The organism is Nonomuraea sp. NPDC001831 (assembly GCF_042892035.1).
Taxonomy (GTDB): Bacteria; Actinomycetota; Actinomycetes; order Streptosporangiales; family Streptosporangiaceae; genus Nonomuraea.
Window position 1 is genome coordinate 33109 of sequence record NZ_JBIATU010000023.1, and the last position, 24201, is coordinate 57309.

Annotated in this window: 20 protein-coding genes; 13 read left to right on the top strand and 7 right to left on the bottom strand. The window is 69.5% G+C overall.

All coding sequences use genetic code 11. From position 1 onward, the window contains the following. Window positions 1-4 precede the first annotated feature (4 nt). On the top strand, window positions 5-1084 hold the full coding sequence (locus tag ACFYYW_RS44345) for an inositol-3-phosphate synthase (RefSeq protein WP_352322950.1): 1080 nt from the start codon (window positions 5-7) through the stop codon (window positions 1082-1084). A 26-nt stretch (window positions 1085-1110) separates the two neighbouring features. Here ACFYYW_RS44345 and idi read toward each other — a convergent pair whose 3' ends face one another. Continuing rightward, window positions 1111-1695, bottom strand: coding sequence for an isopentenyl-diphosphate Delta-isomerase (idi, locus tag ACFYYW_RS44350; protein WP_387659376.1), 585 nt, complete (start codon window positions 1693-1695; stop codon window positions 1111-1113). Between the two features lie 95 nt (window positions 1696-1790). On the opposite strand from idi, the gene ACFYYW_RS44355 reads away from it, so the two are divergent. After that, window positions 1791-3080 (top strand): MFS transporter, encoded by a 1290-nt coding sequence (locus ACFYYW_RS44355; RefSeq protein WP_387659379.1) that lies wholly within the window; start codon window positions 1791-1793, stop codon window positions 3078-3080. On the opposite strand, the gene ACFYYW_RS44360 is transcribed toward ACFYYW_RS44355, so the two are convergent. Further along, window positions 3060-4484, bottom strand: coding sequence for a CCA tRNA nucleotidyltransferase (locus ACFYYW_RS44360; protein WP_387659382.1), 1425 nt, complete (start codon window positions 4482-4484; stop codon window positions 3060-3062). The genes ACFYYW_RS44355 and ACFYYW_RS44360 overlap by 21 nt on opposite strands. Window positions 4485-4614: 130 nt before the next feature. Here ACFYYW_RS44360 and ACFYYW_RS44365 point away from each other — a divergent pair, with 130 nt between their 5' ends. From ACFYYW_RS44365 to trxA, 8 genes are all read left to right on the top strand, one after another. After that, complete coding sequence (locus ACFYYW_RS44365) at window positions 4615-5139, top strand: YbaK/EbsC family protein (RefSeq protein WP_387659385.1); 525 nt, start codon at window positions 4615-4617, stop codon at window positions 5137-5139. A gap of 44 nt (window positions 5140-5183) precedes the next feature. Then, window positions 5184-7295 carry a DUF6049 family protein gene (locus tag ACFYYW_RS44370; RefSeq protein WP_387659388.1) on the top strand — a complete coding sequence of 704 codons (2112 nt, stop codon included), beginning with the start codon at window positions 5184-5186 and terminating at the stop codon, window positions 7293-7295. Then, a complete protein-coding gene (murJ, locus tag ACFYYW_RS44375; protein ID WP_387659391.1) occupies window positions 7292-8896 on the top strand; it encodes a murein biosynthesis integral membrane protein MurJ in 1605 nt (534 codons plus the stop codon). Before ACFYYW_RS44370 ends, murJ begins: the two co-directional genes overlap by 4 nt. 230 nt (window positions 8897-9126) lie before the next feature. After that, window positions 9127-10644, top strand: a complete 1518-nt coding sequence (locus ACFYYW_RS44380; protein WP_352322957.1) for a protein kinase family protein — start codon at window positions 9127-9129, stop codon at window positions 10642-10644. Window positions 10645-10660: 16 nt separating this feature from the next. Further along, window positions 10661-11296 carry an RNA polymerase sigma factor SigM gene (gene sigM, locus ACFYYW_RS44385; protein WP_352322958.1) on the top strand — a complete coding sequence of 212 codons (636 nt, stop codon included), beginning with the start codon at window positions 10661-10663 and terminating at the stop codon, window positions 11294-11296. Continuing rightward, complete coding sequence (locus ACFYYW_RS44390; protein WP_387659395.1) at window positions 11286-12161, top strand: anti-sigma factor family protein; 876 nt, start codon at window positions 11286-11288, stop codon at window positions 12159-12161. Before sigM ends, ACFYYW_RS44390 begins: the two co-directional genes overlap by 11 nt. 124 nt (window positions 12162-12285) lie before the next feature. Next, complete coding sequence (gene trxB, locus ACFYYW_RS44395) at window positions 12286-13218, top strand: thioredoxin-disulfide reductase (protein WP_352322960.1); 933 nt, start codon at window positions 12286-12288, stop codon at window positions 13216-13218. A 10-nt stretch (window positions 13219-13228) separates the two neighbouring features. Next, window positions 13229-13543, top strand: a complete 315-nt coding sequence (gene trxA / locus ACFYYW_RS44400) for a thioredoxin (RefSeq protein ID WP_352322961.1) — start codon at window positions 13229-13231, stop codon at window positions 13541-13543. Window positions 13544-13620: 77 nt separating this feature from the next. Here the strand turns inward: trxA and ACFYYW_RS44405 are convergent, their stop codons facing one another. Continuing rightward, window positions 13621-14238 (bottom strand): GNAT family N-acetyltransferase, encoded by a 618-nt coding sequence (locus ACFYYW_RS44405; RefSeq protein ID WP_352322962.1) that lies wholly within the window; start codon window positions 14236-14238, stop codon window positions 13621-13623. A gap of 155 nt (window positions 14239-14393) precedes the next feature. Between ACFYYW_RS44405 and ACFYYW_RS44410 the strand changes: the two genes are divergently transcribed. From ACFYYW_RS44410 to ACFYYW_RS44420, 3 genes are all read left to right on the top strand, one after another. Continuing rightward, window positions 14394-15740, top strand: a complete 1347-nt coding sequence (locus ACFYYW_RS44410; RefSeq protein WP_387659400.1) for a PLP-dependent aminotransferase family protein — start codon at window positions 14394-14396, stop codon at window positions 15738-15740. A gap of 129 nt (window positions 15741-15869) precedes the next feature. Beyond that, window positions 15870-16826, top strand: a complete 957-nt coding sequence (locus ACFYYW_RS44415; protein WP_387659403.1) for a D-alanine--D-alanine ligase — start codon at window positions 15870-15872, stop codon at window positions 16824-16826. Between the two features lie 1160 nt (window positions 16827-17986). After that, a complete protein-coding gene (locus ACFYYW_RS44420) occupies window positions 17987-19033 on the top strand; it encodes a threonine aldolase family protein (protein WP_387659406.1) in 1047 nt (348 codons plus the stop codon). Between the two features lie 1122 nt (window positions 19034-20155). Here ACFYYW_RS44420 and ACFYYW_RS44425 read toward each other — a convergent pair. The 4 genes from ACFYYW_RS44425 to ACFYYW_RS44440 form a co-directional block, all read right to left on the bottom strand. Next, window positions 20156-21118, bottom strand: a complete 963-nt coding sequence (locus ACFYYW_RS44425) for a ParB/RepB/Spo0J family partition protein (protein WP_387659409.1) — start codon at window positions 21116-21118, stop codon at window positions 20156-20158. 265 nt (window positions 21119-21383) lie between these two features. Then, on the bottom strand, window positions 21384-22352 hold the full coding sequence (locus ACFYYW_RS44430) for a ParA family protein (RefSeq protein ID WP_387659412.1): 969 nt from the start codon (window positions 22350-22352) through the stop codon (window positions 21384-21386). A 137-nt stretch (window positions 22353-22489) separates the two neighbouring features. Beyond that, window positions 22490-23161, bottom strand: a complete 672-nt coding sequence (rsmG, locus tag ACFYYW_RS44435; protein WP_352322967.1) for a 16S rRNA (guanine(527)-N(7))-methyltransferase RsmG — start codon at window positions 23159-23161, stop codon at window positions 22490-22492. A gap of 544 nt (window positions 23162-23705) precedes the next feature. Beyond that, on the bottom strand, window positions 23706-24194 hold the full coding sequence (locus tag ACFYYW_RS44440) for a R3H domain-containing nucleic acid-binding protein (protein ID WP_352322968.1): 489 nt from the start codon (window positions 24192-24194) through the stop codon (window positions 23706-23708). Between the last annotated feature and the right edge of the window lie 7 nt (window positions 24195-24201).

Sequence of the window (24201 nt, forward strand, 5' to 3'; positions counted from 1 at the left end):
TGCGATGGGTTCGGTTCGCGTGGCCATTGTCGGTGTCGGCAACTGCGCGTCTTCGCTGGTCCAGGGCGTCCACTACTACAAGGATGCGGACCCGGCCGCGCGAGTGCCGGGCCTGATGCACGTGAAGTTCGGTGACTACCACGTGGGTGACGTCGAGTTCGTCGCCGCCTTCGACGTGGACGCCAAGAAGGTCGGCCGCGACCTGTCCGAGGCGATCGTCGCCAGCGAGAACAACACCGTGAAGATCACCGATGTGCCGCCGACGGGGGTGACCGTGCTGCGCGGCCACACCTTCGACGGTCTGGGCGAGTTCTACCGCGAGATCATCGAGGAGTCCGACGAGGAACCCGTCGACGTGGTCAAGGTGCTCCGCGACAACCAGGTCGACGTGCTGGTGTCGTACCTGCCGGTGGGCTCGGAGGAGGCCGACCGTTTCTACGCGCAGTGCGCCATCGACGCCAAGGTGGCGTTCGTCAACGCGCTGCCGGTCTTCATCGCCTCCGACCCCGAGTGGGCCGAGAAGTTCACCGAGGCCGGCGTGCCGATCGTCGGCGACGACATCAAGTCGCAGGTCGGCGCCACCATCACGCACCGCGTGCTGGCCAAGCTGTTCGAGGACCGCGGCGTCGAGCTGCTGCGCACGTACCAGCTCAACTTCGGCGGCAACATGGACTTCATGAACATGCTGGAGCGCAGCCGGCTCCAGTCGAAGAAGATCTCCAAGACGCAGTCGGTCACCTCGCAGATCCCGCACGAGATGGGCAAGGCCGACGTGCACATCGGCCCGTCGGACCACGTGCCGTGGCTCGACGACCGCAAGTGGGCGTACGTGCGCCTGGAGGGCCGCTCGTTCGGCGACACCCCGCTGAACCTGGAGTACAAGCTGGAGGTCTGGGACTCCCCCAACTCGGCCGGCATCATCATCGACGCCGTGCGCGCGGCCAAGATCGCTCTTGACCGGGGCATCGGCGGCCCGATCCTGTCGGCGTCGTCGTACTTCATGAAGTCGCCGCCGGAGCAGTACTCCGACGACGAGGCCCGCGAGTACGTCGAGAAGTTCATCAGGGGCGAGGTCGAGCGCTGACCTGTGGGCCCCTCGCGGCCGCGGCTTCAGCCGCGCGCGGCGGGGGGCAGTTCGTCGTCGGAGGCGGGAGACCAGCTCATCGGGTCGGCGCCCAGCTCGCTGAGCAGCGGCACCTGTTCCCTGCACCACGGTGAGATCGCCAGCAGGCCGCTGCGCACGCCTTCGGCGAACTCCTTCCACGGCATCCAGCGCACCTCGCCCACCTCGTCGGGGTTGGGCGCCACCGGGGCGTCGACCGTGACGCGGTAGACCGGGCACAGCTCGTGCTCGACGATGCCGTTGCCCATGACGGCGCGGTAGGAGAAGCCGGGCAGCATGAGATCGGCGCTCCCGGCGTGCAGGCCCAGCTCGTAGGAGAGCCTGCGGATGACCGCGCTGCCGAGCGCCTCGCCCGGCAGCGGGTGGCCGCAGCAGCTGTTGGTCCAGACGCCGGGCCAGGTGATCTTGTGGCTGGCCCGCCTGGTGAGCAGCACGCGGCCTTCTCGGTCGAAGACGTAGCTGGAGAAGGCTAGATGGAGCGGGGTCTCCCGGCCGTGCACCGACGTCTTGGGCGCGGTGCCGAGCGCGCGCCCCTCGCGGTCGACCAGCACAACGTGTTCCTCGATCGTCACGCTATGAAGCGTACGAGATCGTCATGCGCGTTCGGAACCCGCCCGGCCACCTCCGGCGCATCCTATGCCGCGGTGCGCCCGGCTAGGCTGACGGGGTGTCATTCGTCGCCGATCTCCGCGTCGTCCTCCAGGGCCGTGACTTCCGACGGCTGTTCGGCACGCGGCTGGTCTCCCAGTTCTCCGACGGGATCTTCCAGTTCGGCGTCACGAACTTCGCGTTCTTCAGCCCCGAGAAGCAGACGACGGCCCTGGCGGTGGCCGCCGGCCTGGCCGTGCTGTTCCTGCCGTACAGCGTGCTGGGGCCGTTCGTCGGGGTGTTCATCGACCGGTGGTCGCGGCGGCAGATCCTGGTCATAGCGCCGTTCGTGCGCGGTGGGCTGCTGCTGGTCGCGGCGGCGCTGGTCGCCTCCGACGCGCCCGATCCCGTCTTCTACGCGGCCGCGCTCGGCGTGCTCGGGGTCAACCGCTTCTTCCTGGCCGCGCTCGGCGCCTCGCTGCCGCACGTGGTGCCGTCCGACCGGCTGATGGCGGCCAACGCGGTGACGCCGACCTGCGGCACGGTGGTCACGTTCGTCGGCGCGGGCGTCGGGTTCCTGCTGCGCGAGGTGTTCGGCGACGGCGACCGGGGCATCGGGCTGCTGCTGGCCGTGTCCGGCGTGATGTTCGGGCTGAGCGCCCTGGTCGCCCGCACGATGGACCGCGCGCTGCTCGGCCCCTCCTACGACCCTCACCAGCCGCAGGCCCGCGAGGCCCTGCGCAACGTGGTCGTGGGCCTGGTCGACGGCGCCCGCCACCTGGCGCGCCATCGCGAAGCGGCGGCGACCATGGGCGCGATGGCCGCCCACCGCTTCCTGTACGGCATGGCCACCGCCCTCGGCATCATCCTCTACCGCTACTACTTCACCGACGGCGATTCCGACGCCGCCCTGCGCGGGATCGGCCTGGTGGTGGCCGCCTCCGGCTTCGGCTACTTCCTGGCGGTGATCATCACCCCCTACGCGACCGAGCGGTTCGGCATCGGCCCCTGGGTGGTCATCGCGCTGTCCTCGGCCGGCGTGCTGGCGGGCGCGCTCGTCCTGCCGTTCCAGACGTGGGGGCTGCCGGTGGCCGGCTTCGTGCTGGGCGTGGCCGGGCAGAGCGTCAAGATCTGCGCCGACACGACCGTCCAGCGCGACGTCGAGGACGCCTATCTCGGCCGCGCCTTCTCGCTCTACGACATGCTCTTCAACGGCATGTACGTGCTGGCCGCCGCGCTCTCGGCGGCGATCCTGCCGCCCAACGGCAAGTCGTACGCAGCCGTCGTAATCATCACGGTCGGCTACCCCCTCGCGGCGCTGGCCTACCGGATGGTCACGACGTCGGCGTCACGCTCCCAGGCCGTTTGACCTCGCCCAGTCGAGCAGCGCCTGGGTGGCCGCCTCCTTGCCGAGCACGCCCTTGTCCAGCCTGAGGTCGAGCAGGAACTTGTAGGCCCGGCCCACCACGGGCCCGGGGCCCACGCCGAGCACGGCCTGGATCTCGTTGCCGTCGAGCTCGGGCCGGATCTTGGCCAGCTCCTCCTCCTCGGCGAGCCGGGCGATGCGCTCTTCGAGCTGGTCGTAGGTGCGCGACAGCGCCGCCGCCTTGCGCTTGTTGCGGGTGGTGCAGTCGGCCCTGGTCAGCTTGTGCAGGCGGTCGAGCAGGTGGCCGGCGTCGCGCACGTAGCGGCGCACGGCGCTGTCGGTCCACTCCCCCGTGCCGTAGCCGTGGAAGCGCAGGTGGAGCTCGACCAGGTGGGAGACGTCGGCCACGACGTCCTTGGGGAACCTCAGCTCGGCCATGCGCTTCTTGGTCATCTGCGCGCCGACGACCTCGTGGTGGTGGAACGACACCCGCCCGCCGGCCTCGTGGCGCCGGGTCTTGGGCTTGCCGATGTCGTGCATGAGCGAGGCCCAGCGCAGGATCCGGTCGGGCTTGCCGTCCTCCTCCTGGGCGATGGCCTGGTCGAGGACGGTCAGCGTGTGCTCGTAGACGTCCTTGTGCCGGTGGTGCTCGTCGATCTCCAGGCGCAGCTTGGGCAGCTCGGGCAGCACGTGCGCGGCCAGACCGGTCTCCACCAGCAGGCGCAGGCCCTCGCGCGGGTTGGCGCCGCAGACGAGCTTGTCGAGCTCGTCGCGGATGCGCTCGGCCGAGACGATCTCGATGCGCTCGGCCATCGCGGTCATCGCCGCCAGGGCGGCCCGGTCGACGCCGAAGCCGAGCTGGGAGGCGAACCGGGCGGCGCGGAGCATGCGCAGCGGGTCGTCGGCGAACGAGCGCTCGGGGGTGCCGGGCGTGCGCAGCCGCTTGGCGCGCAGGTCGTCGAGGCCGCCGTAGGGGTCGACGAACTCGTGTCCGGGCAGGCGCACCGCCATCGCGTTGACCGCGAAGTCGCGCCGCTCCAGGTCGGCCTCCAGCGTCTCGCCGTAGGCGACCTCGGGCTTGCGCGACTTGGGGTCGTAGGACTCGCTCCGGTACGTGGTGATCTCGATCAGCCAGTTGCCCTTGCGCAGGCCGACGGTGCCGAAGTCGATGCCGATCGTCCACACGGAGTCGGCCCAGTCCCGGACGACGTCGAGCACCCTGTGGGGGTTGGCGTCGGTGGTCAGGTCGAGGTCGTTGCCGACGCGGCCCAGCAGGATGTCGCGCACGGGGCCGCCGACGAGGGCCAGCTCGTGGCCGTGGTCGGCGAACAGGCGGCCGAGCTCGTCGGCCACCGGTGCGATCTTGCGGAACAGGTCGTGCATCGCCCGCTGCTGGCTTTCGGTCATTGTTGAGTCGGACAAACCCTGTCGGTCCTTCGATTCCGGAACATATCCCCCGAGCCACATCAGGTCCGGGTTACCTTCGGTCTGGGGACCGTCGGGGGCCATGGAACAGGGCGAGACGGAGGAGGACTTCATGAAGGACGCCCTCGCGATCCACCGCTGGCTCCTCGCACACCAGGTCCATCATGAGATCGTACGCCTTCCGCGCCCCATGACTTGCGCGGAGGAACTGCCGGAGACGGTCTCCGCGGAGCCCGGGCGGTGCGTCGTGGTCACCGTGTTCGACGTCGCCACCAGGATCGGCAGCGAGGTCGTCGTCGCCGTCGTCGCCACCGCGGCGACCCCGCCCCAGCCCGGCGTCGTCGGGGGCCTGCTGGGCGCCCGCCAGGTGCGGCCGGCGCCGGCCTTCCTGGTCAACTCGGCCACCGACTACACCGACGGGCTCGTCTGCCCGCTGCTGCTGCCGGAGACGCTGCCGGTGCTCATCGACGACCGGCTCGTCGCCGACGACATGGCGGTCTTCACCGCCACCGGCGAACGGCACACCGCGCTCTGTCTTCGTGCGCTCGACCTGCTGAATCTCCTCACCGGCAAGACCGTCGACCTGCGTACGCCCCGACCGCGGGGAACACGCGAGGCGGTCGCGCCGCGGCACTGAACCCGTACCATTGCGGGCGTGCGCCGTCGTACCCCAGCTCTGGCATGCGTGTGATCCGTAAGGTCGCGCTGCTCGCCGTGATGTCCGTCGCGTCGCTCGCCCCCATGGTGGCGGCGGCGCCGAACTCTGCTGCCACGGTGGAGGCGGCGCGCGAGTCGCTCTCGGTCTCCATCACCTCGATCACGCCGCAGGTGACGAGCAGCCCGACCGACGAGATCAAGTTCACCGGCACGGTCCGCAACGACACCGGAACCGCGCTTGGCCCCCTCCGCGTACGCCTGCGCTACACGAGCGAGCGTTTCTACGACCGCGCCTCCATGGCGGCGTACCAGATCGACCAGAACAACGCCACGCTGCCCGCGAACGTCTCCCGCACCTCGGCCATGGACATCCCGGCCCTGGCCGTCGGCGGGCAGGCCACCTGGACGTTCACGGCGACCCCGATCCAGCTCGGCTACCGCGCGTTCGGCGTCTACCGGATCGCCGTCGACGTCTCCCAGAACGAAGTGCCGATCTCGGCGCAGCGCACGTTCCTCACCTATGCCCCGCCCACCACGCCGAAGCTGCCGCGCAACAAGCTGGCCGTCGCCCTGCCCGTCATCGACCAGCCCCACCGGGGCTACGACGAGACGTTGTTCGTCGACGACAAGCTGAGCCAGTCGCTCAGCGGCAAGGGCCGCCTGGCCGACCTGGCCCGCATCGCGCAGACGGCGCCCAAGGAGGTCACCTGGTTCGTCGAGCCGTCGCTGCTCGACGACCTGAAGGCGATGACCAAGGGCTACCACGTCAAGACGAAGGACGGCACCGACGGCAAGCCGGCCAACGACACCGCCGGCACCTGGCTGTCCACCATGAGCACGGCGCTGGCCGACTCCCCCGTCATCGCCACCCCCTACGGCGACCCCGACGTGGCGGCGCTGGCCCATCAGGGGCTCGACGCGCAGCCCGGCCGGGCGATCGAGCTCGGCGGCCAGACCGCCAGGGCGCTGCTCAACCGCAACGCGCAGACCTCGATCAACTGGCCGCCCGCGGGCGTGCTCGACGCCGACGCGCTCGACCTGCTCGCGGTCAGCCCCGGCAAGGTCACCACCGTCCTGCTCAACTCCACCAACCTGCCGCCGCAGCCGCCCGTCGCCCACACGCCCGACGCCGTCGCCACCCTCGACAGCGTCGCCGGCCCGGTCAAGGCGCTGGTCGCCGACGCCGAGCTGAGCCGGCTGTTCGAGCCGACCGCGCCCACGACTGTCCTGCTCAGCACGCAGCGCTTCATCGCCGAGACCGCGATGATCGCCGCCGAGACCGGGCAGGTCGAGCCGCGGTCGCTGGTCGTCGCGCCGTCGCGCCGCTGGGACCCCAACCCGACGCTGGTCACCAGCCTGCTGAAGACCGCGCGCAAGCTGCCGTGGCTCTCGATGACCACCCTCGACTCGATCAAGCCGAGCAAGGCGGCCACGCCGCGGGCCGGGCTCACCTACACCGAGCAGGACCGCAAGGAGGAGCTGAGCGCCAAGTACCTGGCCCCCGTCAAGGAGGTGGCCACGCAGGCGCAGCTCACCGCCTCCGTCACCGCCTCGGTCGCCGGGACCAAGGCGCCCTCGGCCTTCGACGCCGCGGTGCTCAGGCTCACCTCGTCGGCCTGGCGCAACAACACCCGAGCCGGCCGCGCGGTGACCAAGCTCGTCGGCACGGCCGTGGACGAGCGCATCGACAAGATCCAGATCACCGACGCGCCGCGCACGCTCGCCGGCAGCAACGGCGTGGTGCCCATCAGCGTGAAGAACTCGCTGGACCAGCCCGTCACCCTGCACATCGACGTCAAGTCCAACGACCGCGGGCGGCTGCAGATCGAGGAGCCCGTGTCGGAGGAGCCGCTGGTGATCGGCGGCAACCAGAGCGGCACGCTGCAGGTGAAGATGACCGCCACCACCAGCGGCGACGCCACCGTCACCGTGCAACTGCGCACGATCGACGGCCTGCCCTACGGCAAGCCGGAGCGACTGACCATCCGCACCACCGGCTACACCGGCATCGCCCTGGTCATCGTGGGCGCCGCGCTGACGGTGATGCTCGCCGCCGTCGTGACGCGGATCCTGCGCCGCCGGTCGGAGCGACGGCTCGCGCGAGCGGGCAGATCCCGGGAGAGTGAGACCGTATGAGCCGCATGCTGCGGGCCAGCGCCATCATGGCGGCGGGCACGATGGTGTCCAGGGTCACCGGGTTCGCCCGCACGATGGTGCTGGCCTACGCCATCGGCACCGCGGCGCTGGGCGACTCCTACAACGCGGCCTACGCGATCCCGTACAGCATCCTCGACCTGCTGCTGCTCGGCGTGCTGAGCAGCGTCGTGGTGCCGATGATCGTCCGGGCGCAGCAGCACGACGCCGACGGCGGCCGGGCCTACGAGCAGCGCCTGCTGACGCTGGCCACCGCCGTGCTGGTCGTGGTGGCCGCGCTGGCCGTGCTGGGCGCGCCGCTGCTCATCGACCTCTACACCGACTGGGACCGCGGCAGCATCAAGTTCGAGACCGGGGTCATGCTGGCCCGGTTCATCCTGCCGCAGCTCGCCTTCTTCGGCATCGGCGCGGTCGCCGGCGCCATCCTGAACACCCGCGACCGCTACGGCGCTCCGATGTGGGCGCCGGTGCTCAACAACCTGGTCGTCATCTGCGTGTTCGTGGCCTACGCCGTGGTCGGCAGCGGGTCCGACATCGAGGCGGTCACCACCGGCGACCTCGCGCTGCTCGGTCTCGGCACCACGGCGGGCATCGTCGCCCAGGCGGTGGTGCTGATCGTCGCGCTGAAGCGGGTGGGGTTCTCGTTCACGCCGCGCTTCGACGTGCGCAACGCCCGGCTGGGCGAGATGGGCAGGGCCGGGGTCTGGACCATCGGCTACGTGGTGGTCACCCAGCTCGGGTTCATGCTGACGACCAACCTGGCCAGCTCGGCGGGCAACGAGGTGGCCGGCCACGGCATCAGCCCGTACACGCTGGCGTTCCAGCTCTTCCAGCTGCCGTACGGGATCATCGGGGTGTCGGTGATCACGGCGATGCTGCCCCGGATGAGCCGGGCGGTGGGCGAGGGCCGGCTCGACGACGTGCGCAGCGAGTTCGGGTCGAGCGTGCGGCTGATCTGCTCGCTCATGGTGCCGGTCTCGCTGTTGCTGATGGTGCTCGGGCCCGCGATCACCGTGCCGATCTACGGCCACGGCGCCAACAGCGTCGCCGACGCCGTCTACATCGGGAACGTGCTGCAGGTCTACGGCCTGGCGCTGGTGCCGTTCGCGGTGTTCCAGCTCCTGCTGCGGGTGTTCTACAGCTTCGGCGACACCCGTACGCCGGTGTTCGTGGGGGCCGGCACGACCGCGGTCAACGCGCTGCTCATGGTGATCTTCTTCGTGCTGCTGCCCGCCCGTTACGCGGTGATGGGCCTGGCGCTGGCGTACGCCGTCGCGTACGGGCTGGGCGCGGTCCTGGCCTGGACGCTGGCCAGCCGCCGCGTCCAGGGCCTGGGCGGCTGGACCATCGGCACGGCGCTGACCAGGATGTACCTGGCGTCGCTGCCCACTGCCCTGCTGGGGCTGCTCACGGTCTGGGTGGTCACTCAGCTGTTCGGTGGTCTGGGTTTCGTCAACTCGCTGATTGTCCTGGCCGTGGGTGGTGGGCTGGGACTGTTGCTCTATCTCGCCGTCGCCCACAGGATGCGCATAGCGGAGGTCAACTCACTCGTTGGTATGGTCGCCAGACGCGTAGGTCGGTAGTAATTGGGAAATCCGGCATATGGACGGACTTGACCACGACGGCTGACGAGTTTCCCGTTGGCAAAGAACGCGGGGGGAATCGACTCGGCACTACCATGGTGCCCGACACGCGCGAATGGAAGCAGGAGGGGCGTGGGCGGATCCACCCGGCATAGCGTGCCTACGTGGGACACCACCACGCAGGTGAGTCGAGTCATGAGCACGCCCGATCGGCCTAGCGGAGAGAGCCTGTGAGCACGTCGGCCGTGGAACCCGGCACCCGACTGGCCGAGCGCTTCCGGCTGGAGGACCGCGTCAGCGAGTCCGATGGCGCGACCCTGTGGAAGGCGATCGACGAGATCCTCGCCCGCCCGGTGGCGGTGCACACGTTCGGCCCCGACTTCCCGCGCGTGCACGAGGTCGTCACCGCCGCCCGTGCCGCGAGCCGGCTCACCGACCCGCGCCTGACGCAGGTGTTCGACGCGGCCGAGGACGACAAGCACTCCTACGTGGTCAGCGAGTGGGTCACCGGCGAGTCGCTGACCGACCTGCTCGCCGCCGGCCCGCTGGAGCCCGAACGCGCGGCCGGCCTGGTGGCCGAGGCCGCCGAGGCGCTGGCGCACGCCCACGAGGCCAAGCTCTACCACCTGTGCCTGCGCCCGTCCCACCTGATCTGGACGACGGGCAACACGGTCAAGGTGCTCGGCGTGGCCGTCGACGCCGCGCTGTCCGGGCTCACCACCGACCAGCCCGCCCTCGACGACGCCGAGGGGCTGGGCAGGCTGCTGTACGCCGGCCTGACCGGCCACTGGCCCGGCGACGAGGAGGAGGGCGGCCTGCCTGCCGCCCCCATGATCGACGGGCACTTCTGCTCGCCGCGGCAGGTCACCGCCGGCGTCCCGAACTATCTGGACACCGTCACCGTCCGCGCCTGCCTTCCCGAGTCGCGCAAGGGGCAGGGCGCGCTGTCGAGCCCGTCCGAGGTCGCCGAGGCGCTGGCCGACGTGGCCCGGCCCATGCCGATCGCCATCTCCTACCCCTCGACGCCGGCGGTCGCCTCCGCCTCCCACACCGAGGGCCTCGACATCGCCCACCGGCAGCAGCGCACGATGCCGCCCCCGCCGCCCGTGCCGCGCCGGCCGCCCAGCCAGGGCGGCGGCAGCGTGCTCAACCGGGTGCTGATGACGCTGGTGGTGCTGCTCGTCATCGCCGCCGTGGGCGTCGGCGCCTGGACGATCGGCCGCAGCCTCGGCAGCCCCGCCACCCCGGAGGCCTCGGTCAGCCCGACCACCGGCAAGTCCTCCGCCTCGGCCTCGGTCCAGGCCGTCAAGGCCGACAAGGCCAAGGGCTTCGACCCGCTCGGCGACGACGGCGACGAGAAGTCCGACATCGCCGAGCTGGCCATCGACGGCAAGCCCAGCACGGCCTGGACGACCCAGAGCTACGGCAACGCCGAGCTGGGAAACCTCAAGAAGGGCGTCGGCCTGCTGCTCGACATGGGCAAGTCCATGCAGATCAGCGACGTGGTGGCTACGCTGGGCAAGGCCGACGGCGCGAGCGTCGAGCTGAAGGTCGGCGACTCCCCCGAGCTCGGCTCGCTCAAGACCGTGGCGACCCAGAAGAGCGCCTCGGGCAAGACCACCCTGACCCCCGAGGACTCAGCAAGCGGTCGGTACGTTTTGATCTGGTTTACGCGCGTTCCGGCAGATGCGGGCCAGTTTCGTGGCACCATCTATGAAGTAGTGGTGCATTCTCCCGGATCGGCATAAATCAGGAATCTCTCTTGTGAACTCCCCACCCGAGACACCCTCACCAGCGGAGCGGCCGGCGATCACAGACGCCGAGCTGCTCACCGCGCACATCAACGGGGATCCACACGCGTTCAGCGAGATCGTCAAAAGGCACCGTGACCGCATGTGGGCGGTGGCGCTGCGTACTCTCGGTGACCCTGACGAGGCGGCGGACGCCGTTCAGGACGCGTTCGTCTCCGCATATCGCAAGGCCGCCTCGTTCCGAGGCGAGGCGGCCGTCACCACCTGGCTCCACCGCATCGTCGTCAACGCCTGCCTCGACCGGATGCGGCGCAAGTCCGTCCGTCCGGTGGCCGACGACGAACTGATCGAGGCCGCCGAGCGGGACAGCCCGCTCCCCGACCAGACCGTCGAGCGCGAGGTCTCGATGGAGGTTTCGGCCGCTCTGAAACTGCTGCCCGCCGACCAGCGGGCGGCTCTCGTGCTCGTGGACATGATGGGGTATTCCGTCGAAGACGCAGCTCAGGTGCTTCAGGTGCCCAGCGGCACCGTGAAGAGCAGATGCGCGAGGGGTCGCGCGAAACTTGCCCCAATTCTTTCGCATCTGCGGAACCGTTCGGACCTCAATCGCGTCTCATCCGCGAAGGGAGCAGAACTTCGTGACGGGTGATACGCACTACGATCTTGAGGTCCTAGCCGAGCTGGCAGAGGGTCTCTTGGACGCCGCGACGGCACGCCGGGTCCGCGAGCATCTCGCGGTCTGCGACCCCTGTGGGGAGCTGCTGGCAGACCTGGCGGCGGTTCGCGAGGTGCTCGCGGCGACCCCAACACCGGCCATGCCGATGGGCGTCGCACTGCGCATCGACAAGGCGCTGGCCGCCGAGGCGGAGTCCCGCCGAGGGGGCGTCGACCTCGTGGAGGCACCTGACTGGGACAGGCTCATGCGGGACTCCCCGTGGGAGCAGCCGGCGGCGGAGACGCCTGAGCCGGTACGTCTCGGCGTGGTCTCCGACGACGGCACGATCGTCCCGGCCCGGACCAGGTCGGCACGGCGGCGCAGGTGGGCCATGCCCGCCGTGGCGGCGTCGGCGGCGGCCGCGGTGGTGGTCGGCACGCTGGCGGTCTCCGGCGGGTTGCTGGCCGGCGGGAGCGGGCCGGGCGGTTCGTCCGGGCCCACGGTGGCGCAGCCGGCGACGCCGTCGAAGCCGTCCCATCTGCGGGCCAGGGCCTACGCGCTGACCGACAGCAACTACAACTACAGCGACCGGGAGCTGCGCCAGCCGCTGCTCGGGTACTTCGGCGCCGCTCCGGCCCTCGAAGGCCCCACGGACACCGCCAGGGTCGACCGATGCGTCGGCAAGGTGGCGGCCCGTTCGAAGCTGAAGACGTTCGCGGTCGACCAGGGCCAGTACAACGGCCAGGAGGCGCTGATCGTGGCCTCATGGAAGGACCAGGCCGCCAAGAAGCTGCGCATCGACATCGTCGACCCGTTCAACTGCAAGAACCTGCGCAAGCCCACATTGGGCCGCTGGTAATCGAAAGCCCACGTCAGAGCCCGCTTCGGCGGGCTCTTTCGTTTCGCGGGCAGGGCCGGGAATCAGCGCGGCCTAGGATCTGTTGAGCCCGAAGCAAACAGCAGACGAGGAAGGCGTGGGAGCGTTGAGCGACGTTCGTAACGTGATCATCATTGGGTCGGGCCCTGCGGGCTACACCGCGGCCGTCTACTCCGCGCGCGCCGAACTCAAGCCGCTGGTCTTCGAGGGCTCCGTGACGGCGGGCGGTGCGCTCATGAACACCACCGACGTGGAGAACTTCCCCGGTTTCCCCGACGGCATCATGGGCCCCGACCTGATGGACAACCTGCGCAAGCAGGCCGAGCGCTTCGGCGCCGAGCTGGTGGCCGACGACGTGGTCGAGGTCGACCTGGAGGCCAACCCCAAGGTCGTCAAGACCCACACCGACACCTACTACGCCAAGTCGGTGATCCTGGCCATGGGCTCGGGCTACCGCGAGCTCGGCCTGGAGAACGAGAAGCGCCTGTCCGGCCACGGCGTGTCCTGGTGCGCCACCTGCGACGGCTTCTTCTTCCGCAACAAGGACATCGTGGTCGTGGGCGGCGGCGACACCGCCATGGAGGAGGCGACGTTCCTGACCCGGTTCGGGCGCATGGTGACGGTCGTCCACCGCCGTGACGAGCTGCGCGCCAGCAAGATCATGCAGGAGCGCGCGTTCGCCAACGAGAAGATCCGGTTCGTCTGGGACTCCGAGGTCGTCGACGTGCTCGGCGACACCAAGGTCGAGGCGGTCAAGCTGCGCAACGTCAAGACCGGCGAGGAGTGCGAGCTGGCCACCGACGCGCTGTTCCTGGCCATCGGCCACGACCCGCGCACCGACCTGGTCAAGGGCCAGGTCGAACTCGACGAGGACGGGTACGTCAAGGTCGCCTCGCCCTCGACCGCCACCAACATCGACGGTGTGTTCGCGGCCGGCGACGTCGTCGACCACACCTACCGCCAGGCCATCACCGCGGCCGGCACCGGCTGTGCCGCCTCGCTCGACTCCGAGCGCTGGCTGGCCAACAACGAGAAGTAAGGAGCGCACCGTGAAGGCAGTTACCGACGCCACGTTCGAGACCGAGGTCCTCAAGAGCGACAAGCCCGTGCTGGTCGACTTCTGGGCCGAGTGGTGCGGCCCGTGCCGTCAGGTCGCGCCCATCCTGCAGGAGATCGCGAACGAGCACGGCGACAAGCTTGAGATCGTCAAGCTGAACATCGACGAGAACCCCGAGGTTCCCCGCCAGTACGGCGTGCTCCAGATCCCCACGATGAACGTCTACAAGGGGGGCGAGGTCGTGAAGCAGATCATCGGCGCCAAGCCGAAGGCCATGCTGCTGCGCGAGCTCGACGGCATCATCTAGTCGCCCTCATGTGAGAGCCCCCTGCGGCGGTGCCCGCGGGGGGCTTTCGTATGCCCTTCTTCGGCCCCCAAGAGCCGTCAGACGGGACGAAGGGCGCGCTCCGGGCTCATGGACCCCAGAAGGCGTTCGAGGGCCACCTCGACGTCCTCACGCCACGAGATGGCGCTCTTCAGCTCCAAACGCAGGCGCGGAAATCGCAAATGCGGTCGAACCGTCTTAAAACCCACAGAAAGCAAGTATTCAGCAGGAACTACACAACTAGGCTCTTCCCACTTGAGGTCGCCGAACGCCTCGATGGCCTTCACCCCGCGCCGGGTCAGATCCTTCGCCACGCCCTGGATCAGCATCCGGCCCAGCCCGCCGCCCGAGAACTCGGGGATGATGTGGGCCGTCATCAGCAGCACGGCGTCGGCGCTCACCGGCGAGGTGGGGAAGGCCAGCGAACGCGGGCTGTAGAGCGGCGGGCTGTAGAGGACAAACCCGGCCGGAACCCCGTCGACATAGACGATTTTCCCGCAGCTCCCCCATTCCAGCAGCGTGCCCGAGATCCAGGCCTCCTTCTCCAGCCCGGAGTCGCCGGAATGGATGGCACGCTCGCCGCTGACGGGATCGAGCTCCCAGAACACGCACCGCCGGCAGCGGCGAGGCAGATCTTCGAGATTGTCCAGGGTTATGTTGACCAGCCGGCGCGACAACTACGGCCCCTATCGTCGACCCAGAAAAGCGCGCGAAAACCGCGTCCGTTGGTGGCATGGTAGCTCAGTGAAGATGGAGCCAGCGGATACCACGACGGTCGAGCCCGGTCACGAAGGACATGTCCGACTGGCGTAATCTGGTATTTCGGTCCGATATGACACCTAGGAGGTGGGCCGTGACGGAAGAGCTGGATCACGGTCAGACACCCGCGACCCAAGGGTCGCGCATCGACGCCTACGTCGACCGGTATGCCGCGCGAGCTACCGGGATGGTCGCCTCCGAGATCCGAGCTCTCTTCGCCGTCGCGTCGAGACCCGAGGTGGTCTCGCTCGCCGGCGGCATGCCGTACGTCACGGCGCTCCCTCTCGACATGGTCGGCCAGCTGGTCTCCGACCTGGTCACCACGCGCGGCACGGTCGCGCTGCAGTACGGTTCCGGCCAGGGTGACCCGCACCTGCGCGAGCAGATCTGCGAGGTCATGCGGCTGGAGGGGATCGAGGCCGGGGCGAACGACGTCGTCGTCACCGTCGGTTCACAGCAGGCGCTCGACCTGATCACCCGGATCTTCATCGACCCGGGCGACGTCGTGCTGGCCGAAGGCCCCTCGTACGTCGGGGCCCTCGGGACGTTCTCCGCCTACCAGGCCAAAGTGGTCCACATCGCCATGGACGATCAGGGCATCGTGCCCGAATCGCTGGCCCAGACCATCTACGCGCTGGAGACCGCCGGAGCTCCCGTCAAGTTCCTCTACACGATCCCGACCTTCCAGAACCCGGCCGGCGTCACGCTCAACCTGGCCAGGCGGCAGCAGGTGCTCGACATCTGCCAGCGTGCCGGAATCCTCATCATCGAGGACAACCCGTACGGGCTGCTCGGCTTCGACGGCGAGCCCATGCGCGCCCTGCGCGCCGACAACCCCGACGGCGTGGTCTACCTGGGGTCGTTCTCCAAGACGCTCGCCCCCGGCTTCCGCGTCGGCTGGGCGCTCGCGCCGCACGCCATCCGCGACAAGCTGATCCTGGCCATGGAGTCGGCCGTGCTGTCGCACTCGGTGTTCACGCAGCTCGCCGTGGGCCAATACCTGGCCACGCAGCCGTGGCGGGAGCAGATCAAGTCCTTCAAGGAGCTCTACCGCGAGCGGCGCGACTCCATGCTGGACTCCCTGGAGGCCCTCATGCCGCCCGAGGTCACCTGGACCCGGCCGGCCGGCGGCTTCTTCGTCTGGGCGACCCTGCCCGAAGGGCTCGACTCCAAGGCGATCCTGCCGCGGGCCGTGGCCGAGCGGGTGGCGTTCGTGCCCGGCACCGGGTTCTTCTCCGACGGCAGCGGCGCCCGGCACATGCGACTGTCCTACTGCTTCCCCGAGCCCGATCGCATCCGCGAAGGCGTCCGGCGCCTGTCCGGGGTGATCGAGCAGGAGATGCAGCTCCGGGACATGTTCGGCACCGGCTCCGGTCCCGAGCGGGCCGGCGTTGACACGCCGGGGCCCGAACTGGCCTAGCTTTCCTCGGTACGGCCGGCGCTCCCCGGGGACGGGGACGCCGGCCGTACTCGTGTGCGGGCCTCACCTACACCATTCGCCGCCAGCCGCCGGTACGGTTGGACGCGTACGATCAGCGGAGGAGATGTGATGAGCGATCTGGGCCACGTGCTCGTGCTGGCCGGGGGCCTCTCCTATGAGCGGGAGGTGTCCCTGCGCTCCGGCCGCCGGGTGAGCGAGGTGCTGCGCGCCACGGGCATCGACGTGGAGGCCCGCGACACCGACGCCTCCCTCGTCCCCGCCATCCTGGCCGACCCGCCCGAGGCGGTGTTCGTCACCCTCCACGGCGGCGCGGGCGAGGACGGCGCGATCCGTTCCGTGCTCGAACTCCTCGACGTGCCCTACGTCGGCGCCGGTCCCGACGCCTGCCGCGTGGCCTTCGACAAGCCCACCGCCAAGGCCGTCGTACGCTCGGTCGGCCTGCGCACCCCCGAGTCCGTCACCCTCCCCAGGGAGACCTTCCACGACCTCGGCGCCACCGTCGTGCTCGGCCGCATCATCGACCGGCTCGGCCTCCCCCTGTTCGTGAAGCCCGCCCGCGGCGGCTCGGCGCTCGGCGCGTCCATCGTCCGTACGGCCGACGAGCTGCCGGCCGCCATGGTCGGCTGCTTCGCCTACGGCGACACCGCCCTCATCGAGCGGTACGTCGAGGGCGTCGAGGTGTCGGTCTCGGTCGTCGACCTCGGTGAGGGGCCCGTGGCGCTGCCCGCCGTGGAGATCGTCCCCGACGCCGGCGTCTACGACTACGCCGCCCGTTACACCGCCGGGCACACCGAGTTCTTCGCCCCCGCCCGCCTCTCCGCGGCCGCCGCCGAAGCCTGCGCCCGGATGGCCGTTACGGCGCACACGGCGTTGGGGCTGCGGGACATCTCCCGTACCGACCTGATCGTGGACGCGTCCGACGACCCGCACTTCCTTGAGGTGAACGTGGCGCCGGGGATGACGGAGACGTCGCTGCTGCCGATGGCGGCGGAGGCAGCGGGGCGCGACCTCGGCGACCTCTGCCGCACCCTCCTCCAAAACGCCGCCCACCGCCCCCGCCCCTAGCCTCTCTCCTCACCCACTTCTCCCCCTGCGCGTCCTCTCCACCGCGCGGAGGCTGTTCTCCGCTACCGCGGTGCTGTTCTCCGCCGCCGCGCGGCTGCTGCCCTCTTGTCGTGCCGCGGGCGCGGCCCGTTGTCCGCGGCACGACAGCCGCCTTATCCGTCAGAAGCCGACTGTCCCCGCCCGCGCCCCCGCGCACCTCTGCTCTCTCGTCCCTCGTGCGGAGCCTCCTGTCATCCTCGACGACAGCTCTCTTCGCCCGCCAGGCGACCACCGCTCCCCCTCTCCTGCACGGCTGCCCTCTCGCCCCCGCGCAGCTACTGCCTCTTGTCGTGCCGCGAAGCCACCCGCTCCCCGCAACACGACAGCTTCTCTGCCCGTCAGGCGACGACCGCTCCCGTTCCCCACACACCTACTGCGCGCTCTCACCCCTCGTCCGGAGCCTCCCGTCATCCCCCACGCCAGCTCTCTTCGCCCGCCAAGCGACTACCGCTCTCGTCACCTGCACGCCTGTCCCCCTCGTCCCTGCGCAGCTACTGCCTCTTGTCGTGCCGCGAAGCCACCCGTTGTCCACAACACGACAGCGCCCTTGTCCGATAGGAGCCGACCGCTCTCGCCGCCGCCCCTGCGGCCGCTACTACTGTCTCGTCCCTGGTGCTGCGCCTCCGTATCCACCACGACAGCTCTCGTCGTCCGCCAGGCAACGAGCGCTCTCCTGCTCCGCGTGGTGCTGTTCCATCCCCCCGCGTGCCGGAACCGCATGCCTCCGACGTCACCGCCCTTCCTCTCCCCCACCGGCCGCCTCCCTCTCCGACGCGGCGTCCCTGCCTTCTCTCGATATCTCGACTGGCTGCGACCGCTAACTCATGAAGAGCAGCCGTGGATCCGCCCACCGGACCCCGTCGACCACCCCGGCGCACCATCCCACCGCCATACCGCACAGGCGACCGGTCGCCCCCGCACCGTCCCAGAGCTCGCGACGACGGCCAGCGCTTGAAGCATCGGCGCATGCCGGCGGGAGGCACCACCATCAACGACAGCAGGAGCACGGCGCCCGCTACGACCGCTTGGTCGCGGCCGACCACGAGGCAACGGCGAGAACCATCCCCCAGCGCCCCCGCCCCTCCCGGCCTCAGCACCAGCGCCTTGCATAGCCTTACGGTGTGCCGATCAATCCCGCCCACCCAAAGAGCTTCGCCAGCGACAACCACGCAGGCGTGCACCCCGACATCCTCAACGCCATGACCGCCGCCAACCAGGGAGACGCCCCCGCCTACGGCGACGACACCTGGACCTCAACCTTCGAGCACAAAATCAAGGAAACGTTCGGCCCCACGGCGGAAGGCTTCGCCGTACTCAACGGAGCTGGCGCCAACATGGTCGGCCTGGCCCTCATGCTCGGACGCTACGACGCCATCCTCTGCGCCGACACCGCCCACATCGCCACCCACGAAACGGGCGCCACGGAACGCCTCCTGGGCGTGAAGCTGCGAACGATCCCCACCCCCCAGGGCAAGCTCCACCCGGACGACATCAAGGCCCACCTCCACCTCATCGGCCAGCACCACGAGCCCCAACCGACGGTCGTCTCCATCTCCCAGGTGACCGAGCTGGGCACCTGCTACTCCCCCACCGAGATCGCCGCCCTGGCCGAAACGGCCCACGCCTCCGGCCTACGCCTCCACGTGGACGGTGCCCGCCTCGCCAACGCCGCCGCCCACCTGCATTGCTCCCTGAAGGCCATCACCACGGACGTCGGCGTGGACGTCTTCAGCTTCGGCGGCACCAAGAACGGCGCCATGGCCGCCGAAGCGGTGGTCGTCCTGGACCCGTCCCTGACGGACGCAGTCCCCTACCTCCGTCGCCAGTCACTGCAGCTGGCCTCCAAGATGCGCTTCGTCTCAGCCCAGCTCTCCGCTCTCCTGACCGACGACCTGTGGCGCCGCAATGCCTCCCACGCGAACCAGATGGCACTCCGCCTGGCGAACGGCATCGTGGACGTCCCCGGCGTCACCCTCACCCACCCCGTGGAATCCAACGCCGTCTTCGCCACCCTCCCCCACTCCACCTCTCAAGCCCTCCTGCAGAACTACCTCTTCCACTACTGGGACGAGACCGCAGGCACAGTCCGCTGGATGACCGCCTTCGACACCACCGAAGAACACGTGGACGACTTCCTAGCCGCCCTCCACAAGGCAGCCGCCCTCTAACCGCCGACGCCGTTTCACGTGAAACACGGCCTCCCACTACGCTCCCCCGTCGGAGTCCCGCAGGGGTTTCACGTGAAACACGCCCACTCACCCATCCACGAGCGGATGCGCGGGCCGTGGGGCGCAGGGCGTGGGGCGCGGGCGTGGGGCGCGGGCGTGGAGGGCCCAACCGCCCACGCCCCGGCCCGCGAAGCGACCGAGGCTCAACAGCCCCCCTAGCGTCCAAGACCAAACAACACCTCCAGGGCGACCACAGCCACGCCGCTCCGAGGTAACCGGAGCCACCGGGCTGCTGGGTGGCTGGGTAGCCGGGTGGCCGGCGAAGGCGATCTCGGCTCACGCTCCAGTCACGGAGGTTCCGGGGCCCGCGCCCGTCCAGGCGAAGGACTCTCAGGACGCCGCCTCCCGCGTGGTAAGACTCGGCCTTCGCGCAGACGGCGGCGCTGGCACTGTTCCTGGCCGGGTTCGCCCGCTATCCGACGGTCACCGCGATCCGGCGCCATCACATGACACTGACCGAGCTAGACACAATCCGGGGAGCCGGCCAGCCCGGAGAGCCGACCGAACCGAGGAGCCGAAAGGCCAGGGCGGGCAAGCCGGGGAACCCGGAGGGCCGGAAGCCCGGAGAACTGGGGAGCCCAGAGAGCAGCCGGGAGGCCGAGGAACTCGGTGGGCCGGGGAGCCTGGAGAGCTCGGAGAGCCGGAAGCCCGGAGAACTGGGGAGCCCAGAGAGGCGGGAGGCCGAGGAGCCGGGAAGGCCGGAAGGCCGGAAGGCCGGAAGGCCGGAAGGCCGGAAGGCCGGAAGGCCGGGAAGCCAGGAGATCCAGAAGCCCCGGGAGCCGGAAGGCCGGAGAGTCCGGCGAGCCCGCGGAGCTGAAGCAGAGCGTCCGGCGAGCTGGAGCGCGTTGGAGAGACCTCAAGGCGGCAGCCTGACCGGCCATCACGCTCGCCCCGCACACAGCACCCGCGGCGCAACCCTGCGGGCACACCCGCAAGACGAAGCAAGACCGGACACCGGCGCACAGAGAAGAGGGGAGAACCGAAGAGAAGAGAAGAGGGGGCCGGAGGAAGGGAAGTGGATTCACGTGAAACGGCGAGTGGTTTCACGTGAAACAGGCCAGGTCAGTCCTCGCGCTCCCGCATCGCCCGTGCCGCCTCAGGCGCCATCGTCCCGATGATGCGCTCAAGGTCGTCGATCGTCGCGAACTCCACCACGATCCGTCCCTTACGCCGCCCCAGGTCGACTTTGACCTTCGTCTCGAAGTGATCGGAGAGCCGGTCCGCTAGATGGGTCAGGCCAGGAGCCGTAGGCTTGGGCGCCTGCCGCTCCCGAGGTGCCTTCTGAGCGGCCTTCGCACTGCCCATGGCGACGATCTCCTCCACCGCCCTCACGGACAGCAGCTCCGCCACGATGCGCTTGGCCAGCTCAACCTGCTCCTCCGCACTGCTCAGGCCGAGCAGAGCGCGAGCGTGCCCGGCGCTGATGGTGCCGGCGGCCACGCGGAGCTGAACCTCCGGCGGGAGGTTGAGCAACCGCAGCGTGTTGGTGATGTGCGAGCGAGAGCGCCCCACCTTGCTGGCCAGCTGCTCGTGGGTCGCCTGGAAGTCGTCCAGCAACTGCTGGTAGGCGGCCGCCTCTTCCAGAGCGTTCAGCTGCTCGCGCTGGAGGTTCTCGATGAGCGCGTCCCGGAGGAGGTCGGTGTCCTGGGTGTTCCGGACGATCGCCGGGACCGGGTCAAGACCGACCTGCTGGCACGCCCGCCAACGCCGCTCCCCCATGATCAGCTCGTACTGGCCGCCACCCACGGAGCGCACCACGATCGGCTGCAGAAGGCCGACCTCGCGGATGGAGTCGGCGAGCTCCTGGAGGCGCTCGTCGTCGAACACCTCACGCGGCTGACGAGGGTTGGGCACGATCGCGGTCAGCGCGACCTCTTTGAAATACGCTCCGGCGATCGGCTTCGGGCCTGCCTCGACCGTGGAACCGTTCGAGGGAGCGGGCGCCGCACCCGGGCCGTCAACGATGGGTCCGGTCGGGATGAGCGCCCCGAGTCCCTTGCCCAATCCCCGCCGCTGCTGACTCACTGCGTCTCCTCATCCAGCCGGTCGATTCCGGTCACTCCAGGAGAGGTTACCGTTGCGGGCCCAGCGGGGTGCCGCCACGCCACACACAGTCCTGTGGGATTTACGCCGACACGGCTACAAATCTGCCCAACTCACGACTCACGCCGAACGAGACCACCCACCACCGGAGTCCACCGCACCAACCCGGCGGAGGAACACCGGAGCACGGGCATGGGAACCCACGCCCTCAAGCCGTACCCGAAAAAGACCCGCGAGCGGCCAGAGGTCAGGCCACGGTGGCGCGGTGGGCGATCTCCCGGGCCGCGTCCATGTACGCCATCGCCCCGCTCGACCCCGGGTCGTACGTCATGACCGACTGCCCATAGCTGGGCGCCTCCGACAGCCGGACGCTGCGCGGGATGACCGTCTTCAGCACTGTCTCCCCGAAGTGCGACCGCACCTCGTCGGCGACCTGCGAGGCCAGCCTGGTACGCCCGTCGTACATCGTCAGGACGATCGTGGAGAGCCGCAGGGCCGGGTTCAGGTGCGCCTTGATGAGGTCGACGTTCCTGAGGAGCTGCCCGAGGCCCTCCAGCGCGTAGTACTCGCACTGGATCGGGATCATGACCTCCTCCGCCGCGACCAGGGCGTTGACCGTCAGCAGGCCGAGGGACGGCGGGCAGTCGATGACGATGTAGTCGAACTCCGCCTCGTACGCCGCCAGCGCCCGCCGGAGCCGCGCCTCCCGCGCCACCAGCGAGACGAGCTCGATCTCCGCGCCGGCCAGGTCGATCGTGGCGGGCGCGCAGTAGAGATTCGGCATCTCGGGGACCTGCTTGACGATCTCCACCATGGGCAGATCGTCGACGAGCACCTGGTAGACATCCGGTACGTCACCGCGATGCTCGGTGGCCAGGGCCGTCGAGGCGTTGCCCTGCGGGTCGAGGTCCACCACGAGGACGCGCTGGCCGTGCATCGACAGGGCCGCGGCGATGTTCACCGAGGTGGTGGTCTTGCCGACGCCGCCCTTCTGGTTGGCCACCGCGATCACTCTGCATTTCGCCGGCCGAGGCCAGGCGTTGTCGCCGTCGCCGCTGGTGCCGCCCCTCTGGGTGGCGGCCGGCTGCTCGGCGGCTGGCTGGGTGACGGCCGGTTGGGTGGTGGCAGGTGTTTCACGTGAAACCACTGAACTGAGCGCCTCTCGTACCAACGGCGAATCACCGGGGTTCAGGGGGGTCTGGGTCACGTTGGCCATCCTTTCAACCAGTGGTGTGCCGGTGCCGGGAATTTGCTGTTGCGACACGCCCATTTCGGGCCATCCAACCCCGGTTGGGCTCTCGGACAGACGGCTGTCCGGCCAGCCAAGACCGCAAGACGCGACTGGCACAACCGTCACCTCCTTCGTCGCCGCCTGGCTCGCTCCGGCGCGCGACCCGCTACCACCCGAACCAATGTTGCAGGCGGCTCGACCTTACCGTGCCCGACGGTCACAAGCTCGGCCGTTCGTGCCCCGCAGGCCCGCAATTGGGACTCCGCCTCGGCGAGCTCGCCGGCGGCTCGCTCCCCCTTCATGGCTATCAGCTCGCCGCCCTCACGCAGAAGAGGCATGGCCCATTTCAGCAGCCGGTCGAGCGGCGCGACCGCCCGAGCACTGGCGACGTCGAACTCCCGCTCCCCCGCCAGATCCTCGGCCCGCCCGCGCAGCACCTCGACGTTGTCCAGCTTGAGCGCCTCGACGCACTCCTCCAGGAACACCGTACGGCGAAGCAACGGCTCCAGCAGCGTGACCTCGATGTCCTGGCGGACGATGGCCAGCACCAGCCCCGGCAGTCCCGCCCCCGAGCCGATGTCCACCAGCCGCACCTCCGGCGGCACGGCCTCGGCGACCACCGCGCAGTTGAGCAGGTGGCGATCCCAGATACGCGGCACCTCGCGCGGCCCCAGCAGTCCCCGGACGACGCCCGGGCCCGCCAGCAGCGCGGCGAACGCGTTCGCGCGATCCCATGCCTCCCCGGCGAAGACGTCCCGCGCTATGTCCGGCGGCGCCGGAAGCTCTTCGCTCACTGGATGCTGGCCCTTTCTCAGTTTCAGGTGGTGTTCGTACTCAGGTTGCCTGCTCGGCGGTGATGCCGGTGGGCGTTCGACGGTGGAGGTCTCGACGTTCTAGGGGCGGTGTCCACCCAAGGCTAGATGTGAGATCACACTGGAAGACTAGCGGGCTGGCATGTGAGGGACGGTCGAGCACGCCGCCGCGCACCCTCCTGATCCACCCTGGACCCCAAATCCCCTACAAACGACATAAAGCGCATATCACCCGAAAGAAACACTCAGAGGCATCTTCCGGGACGAACAGCAAGGCCAACACACAAAACCGTGCGCTTCCCCGCTAACAGCACCGAACCCAAACGCCAGCGCACAAACGCGCCGAACATCGCTCCACATACAAGGAACAGGGGTCGATCCGCACAAACACGGAGGCAAGCCCGCGAACCCGCCAGTGGCCCACACAACCCCCGCATCCCGTACGTACAGCTATAGATACGGAAACGGCCGCCCATCAGCGCAACCAAGCGCCGACAGACGGCCGAACCGGCTCACCATGCACGTTTCAGGCGGGAAGGACCACCACGTACCGCTGCGGCTCCTCACCCTCGGACTCGCTGCGCAGCCCGGCGGCCGCCACCGCGTCGTGGACGATCTTCCGCTCGAACGGCGTCATCGGGTGCAGCGCCTTCGGCTCACCCTTCTCCTTGACCTGGTTGGCGACCTCGGTGCCGAGCTTGCTCAGCTCGGCCCGGCGCCGCTCGCGGTAGCCGGCGACGTCGAGCATGAGCCGCGACCGCTCCCCGGTCTGCCGGTGGACGGCCAGCCGGGTCAGCTCCTGCAGCGCCTCCAGGACCTCCCCCGCGGGCCCGACCAGCTCGTTGCCCTTGAGCCCCACGACGGAGACCATGGCGCGGTCGCCCTCGACGTCCATGTCGATGTCGCCGTCGATGTCGGCGATGTCGAGAAGGCCCTCGACGTAGTCGGCAGCGATCTCGCCTTCCTGCTCAAGCGCGTTGAGATCAGGAGCCTTCTCCTGCTCGGCCTCGGTCATCGCCGGC

What these genes read in the sequence shown, in the direction of transcription:
- ACFYYW_RS44370 (WP_387659388.1), top strand. Translation starts at nt 5,184, where the DNA reads ATGCGTGTGATCCGTAAGGTCGCGCTGCTCGCCGTGATGTCCGTCGCG.
- ACFYYW_RS44415 (WP_387659403.1), top strand. Translation starts at nt 15,870, where the DNA reads ATGAGCGATCTGGGCCACGTGCTCGTGCTGGCCGGGGGCCTCTCCTAT.
- ACFYYW_RS44410 (WP_387659400.1), top strand. Translation starts at nt 14,394, where the DNA reads ATGACACCTAGGAGGTGGGCCGTGACGGAAGAGCTGGATCACGGTCAG.
- ACFYYW_RS44360 (WP_387659382.1), bottom strand. Translation starts at nt 4,484, where the DNA reads ATGACCGAAAGCCAGCAGCGGGCGATGCACGACCTGTTCCGCAAGATC.
- ACFYYW_RS44430 (WP_387659412.1), bottom strand. Translation starts at nt 22,352, where the DNA reads ATGGCCAACGTGACCCAGACCCCCCTGAACCCCGGTGATTCGCCGTTG.
- ACFYYW_RS44345 (WP_352322950.1), top strand. Translation starts at nt 5, where the DNA reads ATGGGTTCGGTTCGCGTGGCCATTGTCGGTGTCGGCAACTGCGCGTCT.
- ACFYYW_RS44440 (WP_352322968.1), bottom strand. Translation starts at nt 24,194, where the DNA reads ATGACCGAGGCCGAGCAGGAGAAGGCTCCTGATCTCAACGCGCTTGAG.
- ACFYYW_RS44365 (WP_387659385.1), top strand. Translation starts at nt 4,615, where the DNA reads ATGAAGGACGCCCTCGCGATCCACCGCTGGCTCCTCGCACACCAGGTC.
- murJ (WP_387659391.1), top strand. Translation starts at nt 7,292, where the DNA reads ATGAGCCGCATGCTGCGGGCCAGCGCCATCATGGCGGCGGGCACGATG.